This is a genomic window from Microlunatus ginsengisoli (genome assembly GCF_039537205.1).
GTDB classification, from domain to species: domain Bacteria; phylum Actinomycetota; class Actinomycetes; order Propionibacteriales; family Propionibacteriaceae; genus Microlunatus; species Microlunatus ginsengisoli.
Map to the genome: position 1 here is coordinate 41,241 of NZ_BAABAB010000039.1, position 19,230 is coordinate 60,470.

The following is a 19,230-nucleotide window of genomic DNA, read 5'->3' on the forward strand; positions in this document are numbered from 1 at the left end:
GGTCCTCACGCGCTGACACCGGGGGAGAGCAGGGTGTCCAGGTGGCGCGCCGCCTTCTTGCCCAGATAGCTCTCGTGGTGCGCGTCCAGCTCGGAGCGGGCCCGCTGCTGCCGGGCGTCGAACTCGGCCGACAGCTGACCCATCGCGAGCAGGGTCTCCACCGGAGTCTCGCCGGTCCGCATCATGGCGGCTGCGAAGTCTCGCAGGCCGGCCGCCTGGACCTCGCCGTCCTGGAACTCCCCGAGCGTCTCCTGCAGCTCCTTGAAGTCGGCGATCACCCGCTTGTAGGCGACCGGATCACACAGCGGGCGGAACACCTCCATCAGATAGCGCAGCTCCTTGCACTTCTTCCGCAGCGCGTGCACCTGGGCCGAGGGGGAACTGGTCTTGATCGCCTTGGCCCGCCGCGACACCTGGGTGAAGGTGTGCTCGATCCGGGTCCGGGCGAGGTCGCCCGCGGTCTCCGGCCGGTTGGTCGGCGCGGTGATGGCCTCGGCCAGCGCCGCCCGCCAACGCCGGGTCAGGGTCGCGTAGCGCGGGGATCGGAGGGCGTCGGCCAGCTCGGCCTGCGCCTCCTGGCGGCGGGCCCGGACGTATGCCCCGAACGGGTCGAGGTCGTCCGGCCGGCTGACCGCGGCTCGCATCCCGTCCATGCCGAGCAGATAGACGTCCAGGTCGCGGGTCGGGGTGGTGATGTCGCCGAGCCAGCGGAACTCGGCCGCCGCCCAGCCGACATGCTCCGCCGGCAGCACATCGCCGAGCAGCTTGAGCACCGAGCGGGTCCGGCGGACGGCCACCCGGAAGTCGTGCAGGTACTCGGTGTCGACGTCGTCGACGACTCCCTGCACGCTCGCCTCCAGCTCGGCCAGGTAGCCGAGCAGGGCGTCCGCGACCGCCAGGTCCCCGGGCTGGTCGGCGTGCATGCCGAACCGCCGGCCGGACGGCCGGCCGGCGTTCGCGGCGGTGAGCACCGCGTCCCGCCACGGTTCGCCGTCGGCCACGTCCAGGCCGGCGGCCACCAGCCGGCGACGCACGTCCTTCGCCTCCGGCGCATAGCCGCGGAGCCGCTCGACCTCGACCTTGATCCCGAGCGAGCGTGCCGCCGGGCTGACCAGCTCGCCCTCGGTCCAGCCCACCCGGGCCACCGTCTTGTGGTCGGAGTTCAGCACCGCGAACGTGGTGGACCGGGTCTCCACCGTGGCGAGAGCGAGCAGCGCCCGGATCGAGGCCGCGCCGGCCACCAGGTCGCGGACCGGACCGTCCGGCAGCTCGGTCGCCAGGGCCGGCCAGTCGATCGGGCCGGCGTCCTGGTTGACCGCGACGTCGTTGCCGCGGCGGCCCACCAGCACCCCGTTCTCCAGCTGGGTCAGCGACAGCCCGGCCTCGCGCAGCCGCTGGTCGGGGGTGTCCAGGTGGGTCCGCCGGCGCGTGGTCCGGTCCAGCAGCCGCACGTCGTAGGCCGCGCCGAGGGCGGCGCGCAGGGGTGTCTCCGGGTCGGTGGTCACCGGTGCGGTCACCAGCCGTTGGCTCTGGGAGAGAAGGGGAACCGGATGGCTGTCTGACCCGCTGGGCATGTCCGGAAGTTACCAGCCGGACACCAACTCACCACCGGTTGTTCGACGGTGTCGCGGGGTGATTCTGAGCCCGTGAGGGGTCCCCTAGAGTGTCCCCCATGAGTGACCACTACGACGTCGTCGTGCTCGGTGCCGGACCCGGTGGCTACGTGGCCGCGATCCGGGCGGCCCAGCTCGGCCTGTCCACCGCGATCATCGAGAAGAAGTACTGGGGCGGCGTCTGTCTGAACGTCGGCTGTATCCCCACCAAGGCCCTGCTGCGCAACGCGGAGCTGGCCCACATCTTCAACGTCGAGGCGAACACGTTCGGCATCTCCGGCGACGTGACGTTCGACTTCGGCGCCGCGTTCAAACGCAGCCGGGCGGTCTCGGAGCGGATGACCAAGGGCGTCCACTTCCTGATGAAGAAGAACAAGATCACCGAGATCGACGGCTGGGGCACCTTCACCGACGCCAAGACGATCGAGGTGTCCGGCGGCAAGAACAACGGCACGGTCACCTTCGACAACTGCATCGTCGCCGCCGGCGCGACCACCCGGCTGCTGCCGGGGACATCGCTGAGCGAGCGGGTGGTCACCTACGAAGAGCAGATCATGACCGACAACCTGCCCGAGTCGATCATCGTGGCGGGCGCGGGCGCGATCGGGGTCGAGTTCGCGTACGTGATGAGCAACTACGGGGTCAAGGTCACCATCGTCGAGTTCCTGGACCGGATGGTCCCGCTCGAGGACGCGGAGATCTCCGCCGAGCTGTCGAAGGCGTACCGCAAGCTGGGCGTGACGGTGCTGACCGGCACCAAGGTGGAGACCATCGACGACTCCGGCGACAAGGTCAAGGTCACCGTCTCACCCGCGAAGGGCGGGGACTCCCAGGTGCTGGAGGCCGACAAGGTGCTGCAGGCGATCGGGTTCGCGCCGCGCACCCAGGGCTACGGTCTGGAGAACACCGGGGTCGAGCTGACCGAGCGCGGCGCGATCGCCATCGACGACTACATGCGGACCAACGTGTCCGGCATCTACGCCATCGGCGACTGCACCGCGAAGCTGATGCTGGCCCACCTGGCCGAGGCCCAGGGGATCGTGGCGGCGGAGACGATCGCCGGCGCCGAGACCATGCCGATCGACTACGACATGGTGCCGCGGGCGACGTACTGCCAGCCGCAGATCGGCTCGTTCGGCTACTCCGAGGCACAGGCCAAGGACAAGGGGTACGAGGTCAAGACGGCGAAGTTCCCGTTCACCGCCAACGGCAAGGCGCACGGCCTCGGCGACGCCACCGGCTTCGTGAAGATCGTCGCCGACGCCGCCACCGACGAATTGCTCGGTGCCAGCATGATCGGGCCGGACGTGACCGAGCTGCTGCCCGAACTCACCCTCGCCCGGCTGTGGGAGCTCCGGGCCGGCGAGGTCGCGCGCAACATCCACGCCCATCCCACCTTGTCGGAGGCCATGAAGGAGGCGGCCCACGGCATCGAGGGCCACATGATCAACTTCTAGTCTTGCTCCGCTCGGGCAAGCCCTCGCTCCCGCGCTCCGCTGCGCTTCAGGCCGGCTCGTTCGTCGCGTTTCGTGAAACGGAAGAACGTGTTTCACGAAACGCTTCTGCACTCCCCGGCGCGCAGCGTCGGTGGTGGTCGAGCACGTGCCCTGAGCTTGTCGAAGGGCAGGCTGCGCTTGCTGGCGATGGGGCGGCTCGTTTGATTGCCTATCCGTATGGCGGAGGTGGACATACCCGGGCATGACGAGCCGCACCAGGAGGGGTTGGCGCAGCGGCTGAACTGGCTGCGGGCCGGCGTGCTGGGGGCGAATGACGGGATCGTCTCCGTCGCGGCAATCGTGGTTGGCGTCGCCGGGGCGACCACGGCGACGGCGGCGATCTTGACCGCCGGTGTCGCCGGGCTGGTCGGCGGGGCGATCTCGATGGCGTTGGGGGAGTACGTCTCGGTGAGCAGCCAGCGAGACAGCGAGCGGGCGCTGATCGCGAAGGAGAAGAAGGAGCTGCACGACGACCCGGTGGCCGAGCTGGACGAGCTGGCCGGGCTCTACCAGGCCCGCGGGCTGAGCGCGGAGACGGCCCGGCTGGTCGCCCGCGAGCTGACCGAGCACGACGCGCTGAGCGCCCACCTGTCCGTCGAGCTGAACATCGACGCCGACGACGTGGTCAATCCGTGGCACGCCGCGGTGGCATCCGCCGCGGCGTTCACCCTGGGCGCGCTGCTGCCGATGTTGGCGATCTTGCTGCCGCCGCCGGCGTGGCGGGTCCCGATCACCTTCGTCGCCGTCTTGGTCGCGCTCGCGATCACCGGCGCCGTGGCCGCGACCATCGGCGGCAGCTCCCGGGCACGGGCGAGCGTACGGGTGGTGGTCGGCGGCGCGCTCGCCCTGACCGCGACGTACGCCATCGGGACGTTGCTCAACACCACCGGGATCGCCTAGCCGGTCAGGCGGTCTCGCGCAGCACCAGCGTGGTCGGCAAGATCCGGGTCCGGGTCTCGGGTTCCCGGCCGGCCAGCAGCTCGAGCAACATGTCGGCCATCGACCAGCCCATGGTGTCGGCCGCCTGCCGGACCGTGGTCAGCCCCGGCGACACGTTGGTCGCCGCGAAGCTGTCGTCGAAGCCGATCAGCGCGACGTCCTCCGGCACCCGCCGGCCGGCCGCCCCCAGGGTGATCAGCGCGCCGCGCGCCATCAGGTCGTTCGCCACGAACACGGCGTCGATGTCGGGCCGGCGCGCCAGCAGGTCACGCATCGCGTCCGCCCCGCCATAGCTGGTGAAGTCGCCGTGGGCGACCGCGGTGTCGTCCAGGCCGGCCTCGGACATCACATCGCGCCAGCCGGCCAGCCGGTGAGTGGCCGCGTGCATGTCCATCGCGCCGGTGACCGTGCCGATCCGGCGCCGGCCCAGGCGGATCAGGTGACGGGTTGCCGCCCGGGCGCCGCCGACGTTGTCCACGTCGACGTAGAAGCGGTCGCGCAGGCCGAGCATGGTCGTCGGATCACCACCGAAGACCGTCGGCACGATGTCGCTCAACTCGATCAGGTCCCGGTCACCGGCGTGGTGCGACACCACCAGCGCGCCGTCGACGCTGCCACCGGCCAGATAGCGGCGGGTCTTGTGCCGCGGGTCGGAGCTGGACACGAGCAGGTTGAGGACGTAGTCGGTCGGTTCCAGCCGCTCGGTGATGCCCTTCACCACCGACGCGAAGTACGGATCGGCATAGAACCGGCCGATGTCCTCCGGCACGAGCAGGGCGATCGCCATCGCCTGTCGGCTGGCCAGCGTCCGGGCGGCCCGGTTGGGCACGTAGTTGAGCGCCACGATCGCCCGGTTCACCGCGTCGACGACCTGCGGGCTGACCTTCGGCGACCCGTTGACGACCCGGGACACGGTGGCACGGCTGACCCCGGCGGCTGCTGCCACCATCTCCAGGGTCGGGGTCCCGGGCGTCATCACGCTCCGATGCTAACCGGTATGAGAGCGCTCTCACAGAATATCGGGGCCGGAACTGCCCGGAAAATCGGCGCACTCAGCCGTGGACGTACCCCTCGAGCTGGTCGCGCTCGAACTCCACCTCGCTGATGTGGGACTTGACGACGTCGCCGATGCTGACGATCCCGCCGAGCTGGTTGTCGTCGTCGACAACGGGGATATGGCGGATCCGCGCGTTGGTCATGGTCTGCATCAGCGACTGGACGGAGTCGTCCAGGGTGCAGGTGTGGACGACCGCGGTCATGATCGAGGAGACCGGTTCGGACAAGAAGTCCGGACCGTCGGCCAGGCGCCTGACCACGTCGCGTTCGGTGACGATCCCGTCGACGCTGCGCCCGTTGCCGGAGACCACGACCGCGCCGAGGTTGTGTTCGCGCAGGATCGCCACCAGGTCGGTGACCGTCGCCGAGGGATCGATGACGATGACGTCGAAGCCCTTGTTCGTGAGAATGTCGCGAATGTGCATTGGTCGACCTCCTGCAGCCGACCCTAGCGGCTGCGGCGGGGTCGGGTGAAGGTCCACGAGTCCCGCCGGATGGTTGCGGTTGCGTCTCGGCCGTCGGCGCCCTGCGGCACAATCGCAGGCATGACGACCCCGATCCGGCTCACCGGCGACGAAGCCGCCGACGCCCTGCTCAGCTCCGACGACAACGCGCTGCTGATCGGCATGCTGCTGGATCAGCAGGTGCCGATGGAGAAGGCGTTCAGCGGTCCACTGGTGATCGCCGAACGGATGGGTGGCCGGCTGGATCCGGCGGCGATCGCCGAGTGCAGCGAGGAGGACTTCGTCGCCCTGTGCTCGCAACGGCCCGCGATCCACCGGTTCCCGGGGTCGATGGCCAAGCGGGTCCGCCAGCTGTGCCTGGTCCTCGTCGACTCCTACGGCGGTCAGGCCTCGAACGTGTGGGCCGGCGCCGAATCCGGGACGGAGCTGAAGAGGCGGCTGCAGACCCTGCCCGGTTTCGGCGCCGAGAAGGCGGCGATCTTCGTTGCCGTGCTGGGCAAGCAGCGCGGTGTCACGCCGCCGGGCTGGGCCGAGGCGGCGGGCCAGTTCGGCGAGCCCGGGGTGTTCCGCTCGGTCGCCGACATCGTCGACGCCGACAGCCTGGCGCGGGTCCGCGACACCAAGAAGTCGGTGAAGGCCGCGAAGAAGGCCGCCGCCCCTTCGTGAGCCCGCCGGGGTCCGGCCCGGCGCTCAGGCGCTCAGGTCGATGGCTCGGCTCGGCCGCCGGCCGGTCTGGCGCCCGGAGCGCGCGATCGACCAGGCCTCCGAGAGCCGGCCCACCGCGTCGTCAAGTACGTCCACCGGATGGGTGAACGGCAGCCGCAGATACCGCTCGCCACCGCCCTCCACGAAGAACCGGTGACCCGGGGTGATGATCACACCAAGCGCCTCGGCCGCCTCGGCGAGCCGGCTGGACAGCGGCGCGGGGAGCCGGGCCCACAGACTGAGCCCACCGGCCGGGCGGGTGAACTGCCAGTCCGGGAAGGCGTCCGCGATCAGATCCGCCAGGTGATCGCGCTGCCGGCGCAACCGGTCCCGCTGCGCCGCGAGCGCCGGTTCCGGATCCCGCAGCAGCTCGGCCAGCACCAGTTGCTCGAACGGCGCGGTGCCGAGGTCGAGCGACGCCCTGGTCTCGACCAACCGCGGAACCAACGCATGCGGGGCCCGGATCCAGCCGACCCGCAGGCCGCCCCAAAACGCCTTGCTGGCCGAGCCGAGGCTGATCGCATCCGGGAGCAGGGCGGCCACCGGGGTGTACGCGGGGCCGTCCAGCCGCAGCTCGACCAGCGTCTCGTCCACGATCGCGGTGATCTCGCGGTGCTGCAACGACGCGGCCAGCTCGCGCCGCAGGGTCTCCGGCATCGACAGCCCGGTCGGGTTCTGGTGGTCCGGGATGAGATAGGCCGCGGTCGCGCCGGTCTGATCGAGGGTGCGGGCCAGCTCGGACGGTTGCCAGCCCTCCTCCGACGAGCCGTGGGCCGAGAGCGGATAGCCGACCGGGCGGACGCCGGCGCGGCGAGCGGCCTCGATGGCGTTGGTATAGGTCGGCGACTCCATCAGGATCCGATCGCCCCTGGTGCAGGTCGTCGCCACGACGACGCTGAGCGCGGAGAGGGCGCCGGTCGTGACGACGATCTGGGCCGGGTCGGTGTCGAGACCTCGGCGGACGTACCAGCCGGCGAGCCGCTCCCGCAGCGCGTCCAGCCCGTCGGGCAGATAACCCGTGCCCGCGAGCAGCTCCGGCAGCCGCTCGGCCGCGCGGACGTACGCGGTGGCCAGCCCGGGGGTGGCCGATCCACTGGCGCAGTTCCACCCGATCTGGTCCTCACCGGTCCGGAAGGCGCCGGGCAGGAAGCCGGTCGCCGGTCGACGGTGGGGCAGTGCGACGAAGTTGCCGGCGCCGCGGCGGGCGCAGAGGTAGCCGGCCTCCCGCAGCCGGGCGTAGGCGGCGGCGACGGTGGTCCGGCTGAGGGACAACCGCAGCGCCAGCTCACGTTCGCTCGGCAGGCGCTGATCCGGCACCAGCCGACCGTCGACCACCAGCAGGCGGAGCCGATCTGCGAGACTGGCATAGGCCGGTGAGGCCAATGCGGCCGCCGGAAGCAGGGCGCTGAGCTGAGCGGCGCCGACCGAGCGAACCACCATGGCGCCAGTCTGGCATATGTGGCCTGCATGGACCAGTCCAATCGGTCCACGCCGGTGAAATTGGCTCTGCTGCCCGCGGCCAATCGATGCCAGACTGAACCGGGTGACCATGCTCCGCCGACCGCCCGCGTACGAACTTCCGCGGCTGGACCCGCTGGCCCAGCTCCGTGCGGGCCGGCTCGGCCGACGAATCCCGCAGCTGCTGGTCGGGCTGGTGCTCTATGGCTGGTCGATGGCGATGATGATCCGGTCCGGCATGGGTCTGGACCCGTGGGACGTCTTCCACCAGGGGCTGGCGCGCTATCTGCCGCTGTCTTTCGGCCAGGTGGTGATGGTGGTCGGTGCTCTCGTGCTGCTGGCCTGGATCCCGCTGCGGCAGTGGCCGGGGGTCGGCACGGTGGCCAATGTCGTGGTGATCGGTCTGGCCGCCGACGCCGGGCTCGCGCTGCTCTCATCGCCCGAAGCGTGGTGGGCGCGGATCACGACGATGATCGCCGCCGTCGTCCTCAACGGACTCGCCGGGGCCGCCTACATCGGCGCCCAGCTCGGCCCGGGACCGCGGGACGGGTTGATGACCGGCCTGGCCGCACGCACCGGCCGCAGCCTGCGGACCGTCCGGATCTGCCTGGAGCTCAGCGTGCTGGCCGTGGGCTTCGTGCTCGGCGGCGTGGTCGGGGTCGGCACCGTCGTCTATGCCCTGGCGATCGGCCCGCTGGTCCAGTTCTTCTTGCCCTACGTCGCGGTGAGGACGGCCTCGACAGGGTATGAATTGCACGATGGACAGCGAGAAGATCCGGGGTAGTCGTTGGTACCACGTGTTGATCGGCATCGGCCTGGTCAGTTACGGGCTGGTGCACATCGTGCTGGCGTGGCTGGCCGGCAAGGTGGCGCTCGGCGGCGGTGGTGACGCCTCCAGCCAGGGCGCGATGAGACAGCTGGCGAAGCAGCCGCTCGGCGCGGTCCTGCTCTGGGTGATGGCGATCGGCCTGTTCAGCCTGGTGCTCTGGCAGGTCCTGGTCGCGATCGTCGGCCAGGAGTCGCCGGACCCGAAGCGCCGGCTGGCTCGGCGCGCGTCGTCGATCGGTCGGGCGATCGTCTACGCGGCCCTGGGTGTCATCGCGGTCCGGGTCGCCATCGGCTCCGGCGGCTCGTCGTCGGGTTCGGCCGAGGACACGGCCTCATCGAAGCTGATGCACCTGCCCGCGGGCCGTTTCCTGGTCGCCGCGGTGGGCATCGCGATCGTCGCCGTCGGTGTCTCCCAGGTTGTCAAGGGCATCCGGCGCAAGTTCATCGAACGGGATCTGGACGGCTCGGCGCCGCGACCGGTCGGCGTTCTCGGCTCCGTCGGCTGGATCGCCAAGGGGATCGTGCTCGGCGGCATCGGAGTGCTGTTCCTGGTCGCCGCGATCACCTACGACGCCAAGAAGGCCGGCGGGATGGACCAGGCGCTCACCGCTCTCCGCGACCAGCCGTTCGGGCCGGTCCTGCTGTTCGCCGTCGCCGCCGGACTGGCAGCGTTCGGGGTGTACTGCTTCTTCTGGGCGCGGCACCCGAAGTACTGACCGCCACCGCCCGCCGGCATCCGCGACTCAGCGAGCGTCTCGCGCCTGCGCCCACAGGTCGACGCCCGACTCGACCGCGTGCTTCTCGATCGCGGCGAGTTCGTCGTCGCCGAAGCCGAGGTTCTTGGTCGCCGCGACGTTGTCCTCGAGCTGGCGCACGCTGCTCGCGCCGATCAGGGTCGAGGTCATCCGGGAGTCGCGCAGCACCCAGGCCAGCGCGAGCTGGGCCAGCGTCTGACCCCGTGACTCCGCGACCTCGTTCAACGCCCGAATCCTGCCCAGGTTCTCGTCGTTGATCACGCCGGGGTCGAGCGATTTGCCCTGGGCGGCACGGGAGTCCTCCGGGATGCCGTTCAGGTAGCGGTTGGTGAGCAGACCCTGGGCGAGCGCTGTGAAGGCGATGCAGCCCACCCCCTCGTCGCCCAGGACGTCCAGTAGGCCGCCCTCGATCCACCGGTTGAACATCGAGTACGACGGCTGGTGGATGAGCAACGGGGTGCCCAGGTCGCGCAGGATGGCTGCGGCCTGTGCCGTCGCCTCGGGGGAGTAGGACGACACGCCGACGTACAACGCCTTGCCGGCGCGGACGGCCGCGTCCAGCGCGGACATGGTCTCCTCCAACGGCGTGTCCGGGTCCGGGCGGTGGTGGTAGAAGATGTCGACGTAGTCGAGTCCGAGCCGCCGCAGCGACTGGTCAAGGCTCGCGGTCAGGTACTTCCGTGAGCCGAGGTTGCCGTACGGTCCCGGCCACATGTCCCAACCGGCCTTGCTGGAGATGACCAGCTCGTCGCGGTACGGCTTGAAGTCCTGCGCGAGGATCGTGCCGACGTTGCTCTCGGCCGCGCCGAAGGGCGGACCGTAGTTGTTGGCCAGATCGAAGTGCGTGACACCCAGGTCGAAGGCCCGCCGCATCACCGCCCGCTGGGTCTCCAGCGGCTTGTCGTCGCCGAAGTTGTGCCAGAAGCCGAGCGAGACGGCGGGCAGCAGCAGCCCGCTGCGGCCGCACCGGCGGTAGGGCTGGACGTCGTATCGCTCGTCGGCGGCGGTATAGACCATGACTCGCAGGCTACCGACCGGCCGCTGCGCCCCGACGCCCGGTGGCCCACCGCCCGGTGTGCATCGGCGCCGTCGATCGGTCAGACTGTGCAGCCATGAGATCAGAGTTGCTCGACGCATCCGCCGCCGCCGAGCTGCGCGCCGCCCCGTTCAGCTACGACGAGGTCGGCGCCACCAGGGGCGACTTGCCGAAGGGCTACGTTCCGATGCGGCGGGAACTGCACATCGGCCAGGGACAGGAGTTCTTCGAGCTGGCCCGGACCGCTCTGTTCGGCTGGCACGTCCACCGCGCGGCCGGGCCCAAGATCATCCCGTCCAGCCTGCAGGTCGCCGAGGACACCGTCGCCCTGGTCAGGATCGGGGTAGGACCGCTGGCCCTGAAGGCGCCGGTCCGGGTGGTGTACGTCGTCGACGAGCCCGGCCGGGCTGGCTTCGCCTACGGCACGCTGCCCGGTCATCCCGAGCAGGGCGAGGAGTCGTTTCTGATCAGCATGGACGACGCGGAGCGGGTGCGGTTCGACATCGTCGCCTTCTCCCGGCCCGGAACCCGGCTGGCCCGAAGCTCCGGATCGCTCGGCCGGGCGGTGCAAGAGAGAGTCACCGAGCGCTACATCGAGGCGATGGTCGCCTACACCCGGCCGGACACCCACCAGGTCGGCTGATCGCCGGCTCGGCCGGCCGCGCAACTCGGGCGGGAGGCACGCTCAGGCGGTGAGCACGGTCCGCCGGCCGGGTTCGTCACCCTGCCAGGCGCTCTCCACGTCCGTCAGCGGGACGGCCGACACCGGAACACGAACGGAGCCGTCGGCGATCCGGGCCATGAACACCGGCAGCTCGGCCATCAGCTGGCTCTGCTTGGCCGAGCCGGCCCCCGAGCCCTTGACGGTGATGGCGGGGCGGCAGACCAGTCTTGCCGACGACCGCTACAGCCTCAGTCAGCGCGAGCAACGGCTGGACCCCGAGCGCTTCCCGCTGATGACCGCGGCCGGCCGGCTGGCCTTTCCCGACCCCGGGGCCCGGTTCGAGCGCAACGTCCGTCGACTGGTCGCGGCTTTCGAGCACTGGTAACCGGCGCGGATCGCTGTACACCATTCTGGTGTATCTTTGGTGTATGTCTCGTACCAACATCGACATCGACGAGGAACTGGTCCGGGAAGTGATGCGTCGCTTCGATGTTGCGACCAAACGCGAGGCAGTGGATCTCGCCCTTCGACGGCTCGTGGGCACGTCCGCGACGGCCGATTTTCTCCTGAGCCTGGAAGGCACCGGCTGGCAGGGCGACCTGGCAGAACTACGGTCGGACTCGGTGCCGGCCACGTGATCCTGATCGACACATCAGCATGGGTCGACTACCTCCGCGGCGACGCCACACCGGCGACCGCAGCGGTCCGACGGCTGGTGTCGGACACGCCGGACGACCTGGTGATGACCGAGCCAGTGGCAATGGAACTGCTGGCCGGCGCCCGCGACGACGTCACGCTTGCGAGAATGGAGCGTCTCACCACCGGACTTCCCGGTCTGCGGGTCGCGGCCGACCTCGATTTCCGCTCGGCGGCCGCGCTCTATCGGGGCGCCCGTCGTGCCGGCGAGACCGTGCGAAGCATGGTCGACTGCCTGATCGCGGCAATCGCCGCAAGGCACGGCGCGCTGGTCGTTCACAAAGATCAGGATTTCGAAGCCTTAGGTCGACTCGGCCTCATCGATGAGCGCTCGTACCGCCTCGGGCAGGCTGGCTGACGTGGCCGGGTGATCGCCCGGACCCAGCTCTATCCGGTGCGGCATTTGTCACACTAGGCGGCGCACCTTCGTCACGATGGTGTGGAACCAACGACGGACGGCGGCGGGGCATCCGGCACTGCCGCTGCACAGACCACGAGCCGAAGGACGACCAGCATGCCCGCGAGCACGGCCAGCACACCACCGGCGGGCGCCCAGCGCGACCGCGACGTGATCCGCGTCCTCGGTGCGCGGGTGAACAACCTCAAGGACGTCAGTGTCGAGATCCCGAAGCGGCAGCTCACCGTCTTCACCGGCGTGTCCGGCTCGGGCAAGAGCTCGCTGGTCTTCGGCACCATCGCCGCCGAGTCGCAGCGGTTGATCAACGAGACCTACAGCACGTTCGTCCAGGGCTTCATGCCCACGCTGGCCCGACCCGACGTCGACGTGCTGGAGGGGCTGACCACGGCGATCATCGTCGACCAGGAACGGATGGGCGCGAACCCGCGCTCCACGGTTGGCACGGCGACCGACGCCAACGCCATGCTGCGGATCCTGTTCAGCCGGCTCGGCAAGCCCTACATCGGTTCCTCGCAGGCATTCTCGTTCAACGTGGCATCGATCAGCGGCGCCGGCGCGGTCACCCTCGAGCGCGCCGGGCGGACGACGAAGGAACGGCGCAGTTTCAGCATCACCGGCGGCATGTGTCCGCGCTGCGAGGGCATGGGCCGGGTCAGCGACTTCGACCTGACCGCGCTGTACGACGACTCCAAGTCGCTGAACGAGGGCGCGCTGATCATTCCCGGCTACAGCATGGAGGGCTGGTACGGCCGGATCTATCGGGCATCGGGCTTCTTCGATCCGGACAAGCCGATCAAGAAGTACACCAAGCGCGAGCTGAACACCTTGCTGTACGCCGAGCCGACCCGGATCAAGGTCGAGGGCATCAACGTCACCTTCGAGGGTCTGATCCCGAAGATCCAGAAGTCCATGCTGTCCAAGGACGTGGAGGCGATGCAGCCGCACATCCGGGCCTTCGTGGAGCGGGCGATCACGTTCGGCACCTGCCCGGACTGTGGTGGTACGCGGCTGACCGAGGCGGCCCGCTCGTCCAAGATCGACGGGATCAGCATCGCGGACGCCTGCTCGATGCAGATCAGCGACCTGGCCACGTGGGTACGCGGGCTGGACGAGCCGTCGGTCGGGCCGCTGCTCGCGTCGCTGCGTGACACGCTGGACTCCTTCGTCGAGATCGGGCTCGGCTACCTGTCGCTGGAGCGGCCGTCCGGCACGCTGTCGGGCGGCGAGTCGCAGCGCACCAAGATGATCCGCCACCTCGGCTCGTCGCTGACCGACATCACCTACGTCTTCGACGAGCCGACCATCGGCCTGCACCCGCACGACATCGCCCGGATGAACGACCTGCTGAAACAGCTGCGGGACAAGGGCAACACGGTGCTGGTGGTGGAGCACAAGCCGGAGGCGATCGCGATCGGCGACCATGTCGTCGACCTCGGCCCGGGCGCCGGTGGCGCCGGGGGAGAGGTGGTGTTCGAGGGGACCGTCGACGGGCTGCGGACAAGCGGCACCCTGACCGGACGGCACCTGGACGACCGGGCGTCGCTGAAACCGGAGGTCCGCGAGCCGTCCGGACGGATGGAGATCCGTGGCGCCCGGACGAACAACCTGCAGGACGTGGACGTCGACGTCCCGCTCGGCGTGCTGGTGGTGGTGACCGGGGTGGCCGGGTCCGGCAAGAGCTCGCTGATCCACGGCTCGATCTCCAACACCGAGGGCGTGATCACCGTCGACCAGGGCGGGATCAAGGGGTCGCGGCGGAGCAACCCGGCGACGTACACCGGGCTGCTGGACCCGATCCGGAAGGCGTTCGCCAAGGCCAACGGGGTGAAGCCGGCGCTGTTCAGCGCCAACTCCGAGGGCGCGTGCCCGAACTGCAACGGCGCGGGCGTCGTCTACACGGATCTGGCGATCATGCGCGGGGTCGAGACGATCTGCGAGATCTGCGAGGGCAAGCGCTTCGACGCCACGGTTCTGGACTACACCTTCGGCGGCAAGGACATCAGCGAGGTGCTGGCGATGCCGGCGCTCGAGGCGGCCGAGTTCTTCGGTTCCGGCGAGGCGAAGACGCCGGCCGCGCACAAGATCGCGCAGCACCTGGTCGACGTCGGGCTGGGCTACGTGAGCCTCGGTCAGCCGTTGACCACCCTGTCGGGCGGTGAGCGGCAGCGGCTGAAGCTGGCGACCCATATGTCGGACAAGGGCGGGGTGTACGTCCTGGACGAGCCGACCACCGGCCTGCACCTGGCCGACGTCGAACAGCTGCTCGGCCTGCTGGACCGGCTGGTCGACGCCGGCAAGTCGGTGATCGTGATCGAGCACCACCAGGCGGTGATGGCGCACGCCGACTGGATCATCGACCTCGGCCCCGGCGCCGGCCACGACGGCGGCCGGGTGGTCTTCGAAGGGACCCCGGCGGACCTGATCGCGGCGAAGTCGACCCTGACCGGGAAGCACCTGGCGGCGTACGTCGGCTGAGGGCCCTCAGCCGAGCAACGCGGCGGAGCACACCGTTCCGCCGATCGCCGCGGCCACCGACCGGTCCCCGGCGGCGATCCCGTCCGGCGCCCCCGGGGCTGCCGGGCGGTCGACCGGCTCCAGCGCGGCGTCGAGCACCTGCAGCCGGCCGTCGTAGTCCAGCGCCAGCACCCAGTCGCCGCCGGGGCCGAGGCAGGCGTCGACCCACGGCCCCTCGGCCGCGGCGACCAGCTCCCAGCCGGTGGTGTCCCACAGCCGCAACATCGGCGCCTCGACCGTCAGCACCCGCGAGGCCGTCTCGTCGGTGTCGATCCGGCGCGGGGGAGTCACCCCGTCGAGCACGGCCAGCCGGCTGCCGTCGAACGAGCAGACGAGCTGCTGCCGGCCGCCGACGACGGCCCAGTCCGGCCCGACCAGACCGGCGACGGGCCCAAGTTCCTGCCCGCGCCACAGCTCCGCCAGCGGCTCCCCGGTCGACCGGTAGAGGGTGGCCGAGGCCGAGAGGGACCGGGACGGGCCGCTCTCCTGGCGCGAGACCAGCACCGTCGATCCGTCGGCCGACCAGGCGAGGTCGGTCAGCCGCGGCGATCCGGCGGCGTGCCCCGGTTTGCGCGGGACCGGCTTCGGCACCACCGCCCGAGCCAGGTCGTCGAGGCGCCGGATCCCGGCGCCGGCCAGATCGACGACCGTCGTTGCCCAGTACACCTGCGCCGTGCCGCCCGCGCCGGCGGCGACGAAGCGCGGGCGGCCGGGCGCGGACGTACCGGCCGTCGCGGTGAGCAGCAGCGTGCCGTCGCGCCAGACGCTGAGCCGGTCGAGCCCGGCCGCCGCCACGTGGTCGCCGGCGACGGCCAACCACGCGCCGGACGGCCCGGTCAGGGTGCGCCAGTCGCCGAGCCGGGGGACCGGGGTCATGGCGCCGAGACCAGGGTGCGGTGGACGAAACCGAGCCTGCCGTTGCGGTCGACGGCAGCCCAGTCATGGGTGAAGCCGGCCACGTCCAGGACGTCGCCCAGGTGCACCACCGCGATCACCGCGCCGTGCATCCCCGGCTTGTCCCGCACGTTCACGGCCGCTGCCTGGACCGTCGCGGGGTAGGGCTGCGGCTCGATCCGGACCTTGTTGGTGCCCGAGGCGTCGACCTCGGCGTTCGCCGCCGGCAGCGCGACACCCCCCGGAGCCGCCGGCGGCACGGTCGCGACGAGCCGGCCGAGCTTGTCGAGAACCTGGGTGTCGAGAATCCCGCCCAGCTCGGCGGTCAGCGCGGCGTTCAGCTCGGGGCCGGACGCCGGCGTGTTCACCTGCGCGTTCAGGTACGCCTGGACGTCGGCGTTGGCCGGGTCTGCGAACAGCCAGGCCAGCGCCAGCCGGAGCCGGCCGGAGCTGGTCGGTCCGCCGGCCGGGAACAGGGTCGCCGACTGGCCCGCGAGCACGACCGGGTCCAGGTGGGCCTGCATGGTCCTGGCGGTGAACGTCGCCGGGGTGCCGTCCAGGAACGTGATCAGCGGCCCGACCCGCGCACCGCCCAGGGCGAGCCAGCCCTGCTCGAGGGTGAACCGGCCGATGATCGCCTCCTGCTCGGTGGGCGCGGACATGAAACTGGTGGCCACGATGGTGGCGTAGACATCGGCCGCGTCGGGATGCGGGTTGACGTTGTTCACCCAGGTGCCGGCGCCCACATTGAACTCGCCGCCGAAGTGACTGAGGAACGGCGTGTCGGCCAGGTGGGCGAACCCGTTCAGCCGCTCCGCGCTGATGCCCGCGCCGACCCCGATCGGCCGCAGCGCGACGGTCACCAGCGCGCGGGTGCAGGTATCCCACCAGTCGCTGGGGTCGGCCGGCCGGGCCAGCCTGGACCGCAGCAGGGTCTCCGCGGTTGCCGGCGAGCTGAGGGCGGCGACCTCGACCGCCGCAGTGAACAGGCCCTCGGGCTCGATCCCGGTGGCGACGTACCCGGCCGCCGGCCCGAACGCGTCGGGATCGCGTGGGTAGTCGAACGCGAGATCGCCGGCGCCGTTGTGAAAGCTCGACGGCGCACTGACCGACGCCCGAGCGGCCAGGGTGCTGAAGCCGGGCGGCAGGCCGAGCGCCGCCGCGCGCTGCTGGACGTACGTCGCCAGGCTCGGGGTCGCACCGATCTGCCCGGCGATGGCGGCGTTCGGGGTGCCCGCGGCCACCGGGTTGGCGCCGACCAGGCAGCCGTTGAACACCATCTTCGCCGTCGCCGGATCCATGTTGGTCAGCAAGGCGTCGATCAACGCCTTGGACTGGGCCAGGTTGTTGTCCAGGTCGATGCTCTCGTGCGGATACTTGCCGGCCGCGTTCGGCACTCCGGAGCCGGCGAGGCCGACGCTGCGCGCGGTTCCGTGCCCGGAGATCATCACCTGTCCGAGCCGGGGGACGCCGGTCGAGTCGGGCTTGCCGTAGCTCGCGGCCAGCACCGGGACCTCGGCGGTGATCGCCGCCAGCGATGCCTGACCTTCGAGCACCAGCACGAGGTTCGGCGAGTTGACGATCAGGTCCTCCAGCATCGATCGATCCGACCGGAACGAGCCGGACGGGTCGTGACCGGTGAGCAGCACGACGTCCACCCGCTTGGTGTGGGAGTGGTCGGCGAAGTTGGTCTTGAGCCGCAGCAGCGCCGCCTCGGTCAGCCGGTGCAGGTTCCGGATCCTGCCGAGCAGCGGCAGGAACGGGCTGTGGCCGGTGCGCTTGATCAATTCGAGGACCAGCTCGAACTCCGGTCCTTTGGCACCCGGTCCGGGGTCGTAGCCCTCCTGCAGCGACGGGGTGAACGTCGTCCAGTAGGCGGCGATCTTGGGCACCAGCCCGCCGGAGTCGACGTCGCCCAGCTGGGCCTCCGAGACGGTGCGGTTCAGCACGGCGGGCGGGATCACGGCCTCCAGCGCGACCAGCGTCCGGCCGAGTTTGAGCCGGTTCGGCAGCGTGTACGCGGTCGCGTCCGCGATCTGCACCGTGTCCGTTCCCTGGCAGGCCCGCCCGAACGCCGCCAGCGCGGTCCAGTCCGCGGCCGGCAGAGCCCGGAGGTCGGCCAGCGGCAGGTCGCCGGCGCCGGCCAGGATCTGGGGGCCTTCGGCCGCTCGGCGCAGCAGCGCGTGCAGATCGGCGCGGTCGGCTGCGGTCAGGCTCGGCTCGGCGAACCAGTCGGCCTGCCGGCGGACGGACCGTTCGAAGTCCGCGAACGTGGTGCCCGGCGGATCGAACAGGTCGGCCCGGGTGTGCCGGTGCACCGGGGTGCCGGCGACGGGATGCCGCTGCACGAGCAGGCCGCTGACGGCATGGTTGCCGGCCGCCGCCTGGAGCTCCAGCACCGGGTGGTCGGTGCCGGTCGGGTCGTAGCGAGCGAACCGGCGCGGTTCGTTCCGCGGCGCGCGTTTCGGCGGCGTGCGCTTCGGCGGCGTCGGGCCGCGCCCGCGGGTCGGAGTCATGGCACCTTCCACGATCGACCCGCAGCCGACCGCGGAACAAGCACTATCGGGAACGCCCGGGTACATCCTGCTTGCCCGAAAGGGCAGCGACGGGCCCGGCCAGGCCCCGGCCCAGCACCCAGGCGATCAGATAGGAGCACAGCAGCAGCGCCGACATCAGCACGCCGAACCGGAGCAGGAACGGGTTGCCGAGCGGATCGGCGAGCCGCTGCAGCACCACCGCGAGCAGGCTGTGCGGGTCGGTCAGCACGTCCCAGGAGTTGAACCGCGGATAACGTCCGAGATAGATCCCGATCGCACACAGCAGCAGCGAGCCGACCGCGACCAGCCAGCCGACGAGCCGGCCGGAGCGCGCCTCGACGACCCGGTGCACGACGAGCAGCGAGGTCAGCCCGAGCGCGAGGCCGGTCGCGGCGAAGCTCCCGATCAGCGCGGCGTCGAACCACAGCGGAGCGCCCCCGATTCGGCCGAGGTGGATGAAGTCGGTCAGGATGTACGGCGCGTTCGGTAGGAACAGCAGCCAGCCGGCTCCGAGCAGCCACAGCAAGGGACGCGGACCGCCGCTGCGGTGGACGGCCGCAACGCAGAGCGCGAGGACGAATGGAATCCAGGCCAGGAAGAGGTTCCAGGTCAAGAACACGAAGGCCGGCTCACCGACCCGGTCGATCCGAACGGCCAGCAGCGCTACCGAGGCCACTGACAACGCGACCAGGAACGCCGCGAGCCCGAGCAGCCAGAACAACGGCCGGCGGTTCGGGGTCTGCGACACGATCGCCAGTCTACGAGCCGGGCCGGTCGCCCTCGGCGAACCACGGAACCGCCGAAGCCCGTCTTCGCGCGACTTCGACCTTGTTCGCGCGTCTAGCTGGTCGCGCGAACTAGGCGAAACCCGCGCGAAGTTGGAAGGGGCCCGGTGCGGACGTCGGCGTCTCGGCTGAGATCAGAGTTGTCCGATAAGCGACATTATGTCAGGTAATGCTTTCGGAGGGGGCCGGGCAATCCCCTGAGGCAACCCCCTGAGGCAACTCCACTGAAGCAGACCGAACCCGGGCGGCGGTGGGCCACTCGGGTTCTGGTCGGTGCTGCGGTGTTGTGGTGCGGCCTGCGGGGCCGATGCTCAGTTGCCACCGCCCATGATGTTGCTGCCACTGGCGATCATGTTGGTCAGCGCGGCCTGG

The 19,230-nt window shown here is 70.6% G+C and carries 19 protein-coding genes; 10 read left to right on the plus strand and 9 right to left on the minus strand.

Features of this window, described 5'->3' with window-relative positions; translation table 11 throughout:
- Positions 1-5 precede the first annotated feature (5 nt).
- Positions 6-1,574: a CYTH and CHAD domain-containing protein gene (locus ABD747_RS21490; protein WP_344808480.1), complete on the minus strand. Its 1,569-nt coding sequence runs from the start codon at positions 1,572-1,574 to the stop codon at positions 6-8.
- A gap of 98 nt (positions 1,575-1,672) precedes the next feature.
- Here ABD747_RS21490 and lpdA point away from each other — a divergent pair, with 98 nt between their 5' ends.
- A complete protein-coding gene (lpdA, locus tag ABD747_RS21495; protein WP_344808482.1) occupies positions 1,673-3,070 on the plus strand; it encodes a dihydrolipoyl dehydrogenase in 1,398 nt (465 codons plus the stop codon).
- 216 nt (positions 3,071-3,286) lie between these two features.
- Positions 3,287-4,009 (plus strand): VIT1/CCC1 transporter family protein, encoded by a 723-nt coding sequence (locus ABD747_RS21500; RefSeq protein ID WP_344808484.1) that lies wholly within the window; start codon positions 3,287-3,289, stop codon positions 4,007-4,009.
- Positions 4,010-4,013: 4 nt separating this feature from the next.
- Here the strand turns inward: ABD747_RS21500 and ABD747_RS21505 are convergent, their stop codons facing one another.
- Positions 4,014-5,024, minus strand: a complete 1,011-nt coding sequence (locus tag ABD747_RS21505) for a LacI family DNA-binding transcriptional regulator (RefSeq protein ID WP_344808517.1) — start codon at positions 5,022-5,024, stop codon at positions 4,014-4,016.
- Between the two features lie 76 nt (positions 5,025-5,100).
- Positions 5,101-5,529, minus strand: coding sequence for a CBS domain-containing protein (locus tag ABD747_RS21510; RefSeq protein ID WP_344808486.1), 429 nt, complete (start codon positions 5,527-5,529; stop codon positions 5,101-5,103).
- A gap of 120 nt (positions 5,530-5,649) precedes the next feature.
- Here ABD747_RS21510 and ABD747_RS21515 point away from each other — a divergent pair, with 120 nt between their 5' ends.
- Complete coding sequence (locus tag ABD747_RS21515; protein WP_344808488.1) at positions 5,650-6,234, plus strand: HhH-GPD-type base excision DNA repair protein; 585 nt, start codon at positions 5,650-5,652, stop codon at positions 6,232-6,234.
- Positions 6,235-6,258: 24 nt separating this feature from the next.
- Here ABD747_RS21515 and yczR read toward each other — a convergent pair whose 3' ends face one another.
- Positions 6,259-7,713: a MocR-like transcription factor YczR gene (gene yczR / locus ABD747_RS21520; protein ID WP_344808490.1), complete on the minus strand. Its 1,455-nt coding sequence runs from the start codon at positions 7,711-7,713 to the stop codon at positions 6,259-6,261.
- A 109-nt stretch (positions 7,714-7,822) separates the two neighbouring features.
- On the opposite strand from yczR, the gene yczE reads away from it, so the two are divergent.
- Both yczE and ABD747_RS21530 read left to right on the plus strand, forming a co-directional pair.
- The gene (gene yczE / locus ABD747_RS21525; RefSeq protein ID WP_344808519.1) at positions 7,823-8,515 is read left to right on the plus strand and encodes a membrane protein YczE; all 693 of its coding nucleotides are present in this window, start codon (positions 7,823-7,825) and stop codon (positions 8,513-8,515) included.
- Positions 8,490-9,275 carry a DUF1206 domain-containing protein gene (locus ABD747_RS21530; RefSeq protein ID WP_344808492.1) on the plus strand — a complete coding sequence of 262 codons (786 nt, stop codon included), beginning with the start codon at positions 8,490-8,492 and terminating at the stop codon, positions 9,273-9,275. Before yczE ends, ABD747_RS21530 begins: the two co-directional genes overlap by 26 nt.
- 27 nt (positions 9,276-9,302) lie before the next feature.
- Here the strand turns inward: ABD747_RS21530 and mgrA are convergent, their stop codons facing one another.
- Positions 9,303-10,331, minus strand: coding sequence for an L-glyceraldehyde 3-phosphate reductase (gene mgrA, locus ABD747_RS21535; RefSeq protein WP_344808494.1), 1,029 nt, complete (start codon positions 10,329-10,331; stop codon positions 9,303-9,305).
- A gap of 95 nt (positions 10,332-10,426) precedes the next feature.
- On the opposite strand from mgrA, the gene ABD747_RS21540 reads away from it, so the two are divergent.
- Positions 10,427-10,993: a DUF1990 family protein gene (locus ABD747_RS21540; protein ID WP_344808496.1), complete on the plus strand. Its 567-nt coding sequence runs from the start codon at positions 10,427-10,429 to the stop codon at positions 10,991-10,993.
- A gap of 42 nt (positions 10,994-11,035) precedes the next feature.
- On the opposite strand, the gene ABD747_RS21545 is transcribed toward ABD747_RS21540, so the two are convergent.
- Positions 11,036-11,173, minus strand: coding sequence for a hypothetical protein (locus ABD747_RS21545; RefSeq protein ID WP_344808498.1), 138 nt, complete (start codon positions 11,171-11,173; stop codon positions 11,036-11,038).
- Between ABD747_RS21545 and ABD747_RS21550 the strand changes: the two genes are divergently transcribed.
- From ABD747_RS21550 to ABD747_RS21565, 4 genes are all read left to right on the plus strand, one after another.
- A complete protein-coding gene (locus tag ABD747_RS21550) occupies positions 11,151-11,399 on the plus strand; it encodes a hypothetical protein (RefSeq protein WP_344808500.1) in 249 nt (82 codons plus the stop codon). The two genes, ABD747_RS21545 and ABD747_RS21550, sit on opposite strands and share 23 nt — an antisense overlap.
- Before the next feature lie 43 nt (positions 11,400-11,442).
- The gene (locus tag ABD747_RS21555) at positions 11,443-11,652 is read left to right on the plus strand and encodes a type II toxin-antitoxin system VapB family antitoxin (protein ID WP_344808502.1); all 210 of its coding nucleotides are present in this window, start codon (positions 11,443-11,445) and stop codon (positions 11,650-11,652) included.
- Entirely contained in the window at positions 11,649-12,068 is a 420-nt protein-coding gene (gene vapC, locus ABD747_RS21560) for a type II toxin-antitoxin system VapC family toxin (protein ID WP_344808504.1), read from the plus strand. Before ABD747_RS21555 ends, vapC begins: the two co-directional genes overlap by 4 nt.
- 156 nt (positions 12,069-12,224) lie before the next feature.
- A complete protein-coding gene (locus tag ABD747_RS21565) occupies positions 12,225-14,603 on the plus strand; it encodes an excinuclease ABC subunit UvrA (RefSeq protein WP_344808506.1) in 2,379 nt (792 codons plus the stop codon).
- Between the two features lie 6 nt (positions 14,604-14,609).
- On the opposite strand, the gene ABD747_RS21570 is transcribed toward ABD747_RS21565, so the two are convergent.
- The 3 genes from ABD747_RS21570 to ABD747_RS21580 are packed head-to-tail and all read right to left on the minus strand — an operon-like array spanning position 14,610 to position 18,821.
- Positions 14,610-15,518 (minus strand): hypothetical protein, encoded by a 909-nt coding sequence (locus ABD747_RS21570; protein ID WP_344808508.1) that lies wholly within the window; start codon positions 15,516-15,518, stop codon positions 14,610-14,612.
- A complete protein-coding gene (locus ABD747_RS21575; protein WP_344808510.1) occupies positions 15,515-18,052 on the minus strand; it encodes an SH3 domain-containing protein in 2,538 nt (845 codons plus the stop codon). The genes ABD747_RS21570 and ABD747_RS21575 overlap by 4 nt, the downstream gene beginning before the upstream one ends.
- 43 nt (positions 18,053-18,095) lie before the next feature.
- Complete coding sequence (locus ABD747_RS21580) at positions 18,096-18,821, minus strand: DUF1361 domain-containing protein (RefSeq protein ID WP_344808511.1); 726 nt, start codon at positions 18,819-18,821, stop codon at positions 18,096-18,098.
- Between the last annotated feature and the right edge of the window lie 409 nt (positions 18,822-19,230).

Bases quoted from the DNA above. Each gene is read 5' to 3' on its own strand.
- ABD747_RS21510 (WP_344808486.1), bottom strand. From the start codon at position 5,529: ATGCACATTCGCGACATTCTCACGAACAAGGGCTTCGACGTCATCGTC.
- ABD747_RS21490 (WP_344808480.1), bottom strand. From the start codon at position 1,574: ATGCCCAGCGGGTCAGACAGCCATCCGGTTCCCCTTCTCTCCCAGAGC.
- mgrA (WP_344808494.1), bottom strand. From the start codon at position 10,331: ATGGTCTATACCGCCGCCGACGAGCGATACGACGTCCAGCCCTACCGC.
- ABD747_RS21575 (WP_344808510.1), bottom strand. From the start codon at position 18,052: ATGACTCCGACCCGCGGGCGCGGCCCGACGCCGCCGAAGCGCACGCCG.
- ABD747_RS21500 (WP_344808484.1), top strand. From the start codon at position 3,287: ATGGCGGAGGTGGACATACCCGGGCATGACGAGCCGCACCAGGAGGGG.
- ABD747_RS21515 (WP_344808488.1), top strand. From the start codon at position 5,650: ATGACGACCCCGATCCGGCTCACCGGCGACGAAGCCGCCGACGCCCTG.
- lpdA (WP_344808482.1), top strand. From the start codon at position 1,673: ATGAGTGACCACTACGACGTCGTCGTGCTCGGTGCCGGACCCGGTGGC.
- ABD747_RS21530 (WP_344808492.1), top strand. From the start codon at position 8,490: ATGGACAGCGAGAAGATCCGGGGTAGTCGTTGGTACCACGTGTTGATC.
- ABD747_RS21550 (WP_344808500.1), top strand. From the start codon at position 11,151: ATGAACACCGGCAGCTCGGCCATCAGCTGGCTCTGCTTGGCCGAGCCG.
- ABD747_RS21540 (WP_344808496.1), top strand. From the start codon at position 10,427: ATGAGATCAGAGTTGCTCGACGCATCCGCCGCCGCCGAGCTGCGCGCC.
- ABD747_RS21555 (WP_344808502.1), top strand. From the start codon at position 11,443: ATGTCTCGTACCAACATCGACATCGACGAGGAACTGGTCCGGGAAGTG.
- yczR (WP_344808490.1), bottom strand. From the start codon at position 7,713: ATGGTGGTTCGCTCGGTCGGCGCCGCTCAGCTCAGCGCCCTGCTTCCG.
- ABD747_RS21505 (WP_344808517.1), bottom strand. From the start codon at position 5,024: ATGACGCCCGGGACCCCGACCCTGGAGATGGTGGCAGCAGCCGCCGGG.
- yczE (WP_344808519.1), top strand. From the start codon at position 7,823: ATGCTCCGCCGACCGCCCGCGTACGAACTTCCGCGGCTGGACCCGCTG.
- ABD747_RS21545 (WP_344808498.1), bottom strand. From the start codon at position 11,173: ATGGCCGAGCTGCCGGTGTTCATGGCCCGGATCGCCGACGGCTCCGTT.
- ABD747_RS21565 (WP_344808506.1), top strand. From the start codon at position 12,225: ATGCCCGCGAGCACGGCCAGCACACCACCGGCGGGCGCCCAGCGCGAC.
- ABD747_RS21570 (WP_344808508.1), bottom strand. From the start codon at position 15,518: ATGACCCCGGTCCCCCGGCTCGGCGACTGGCGCACCCTGACCGGGCCG.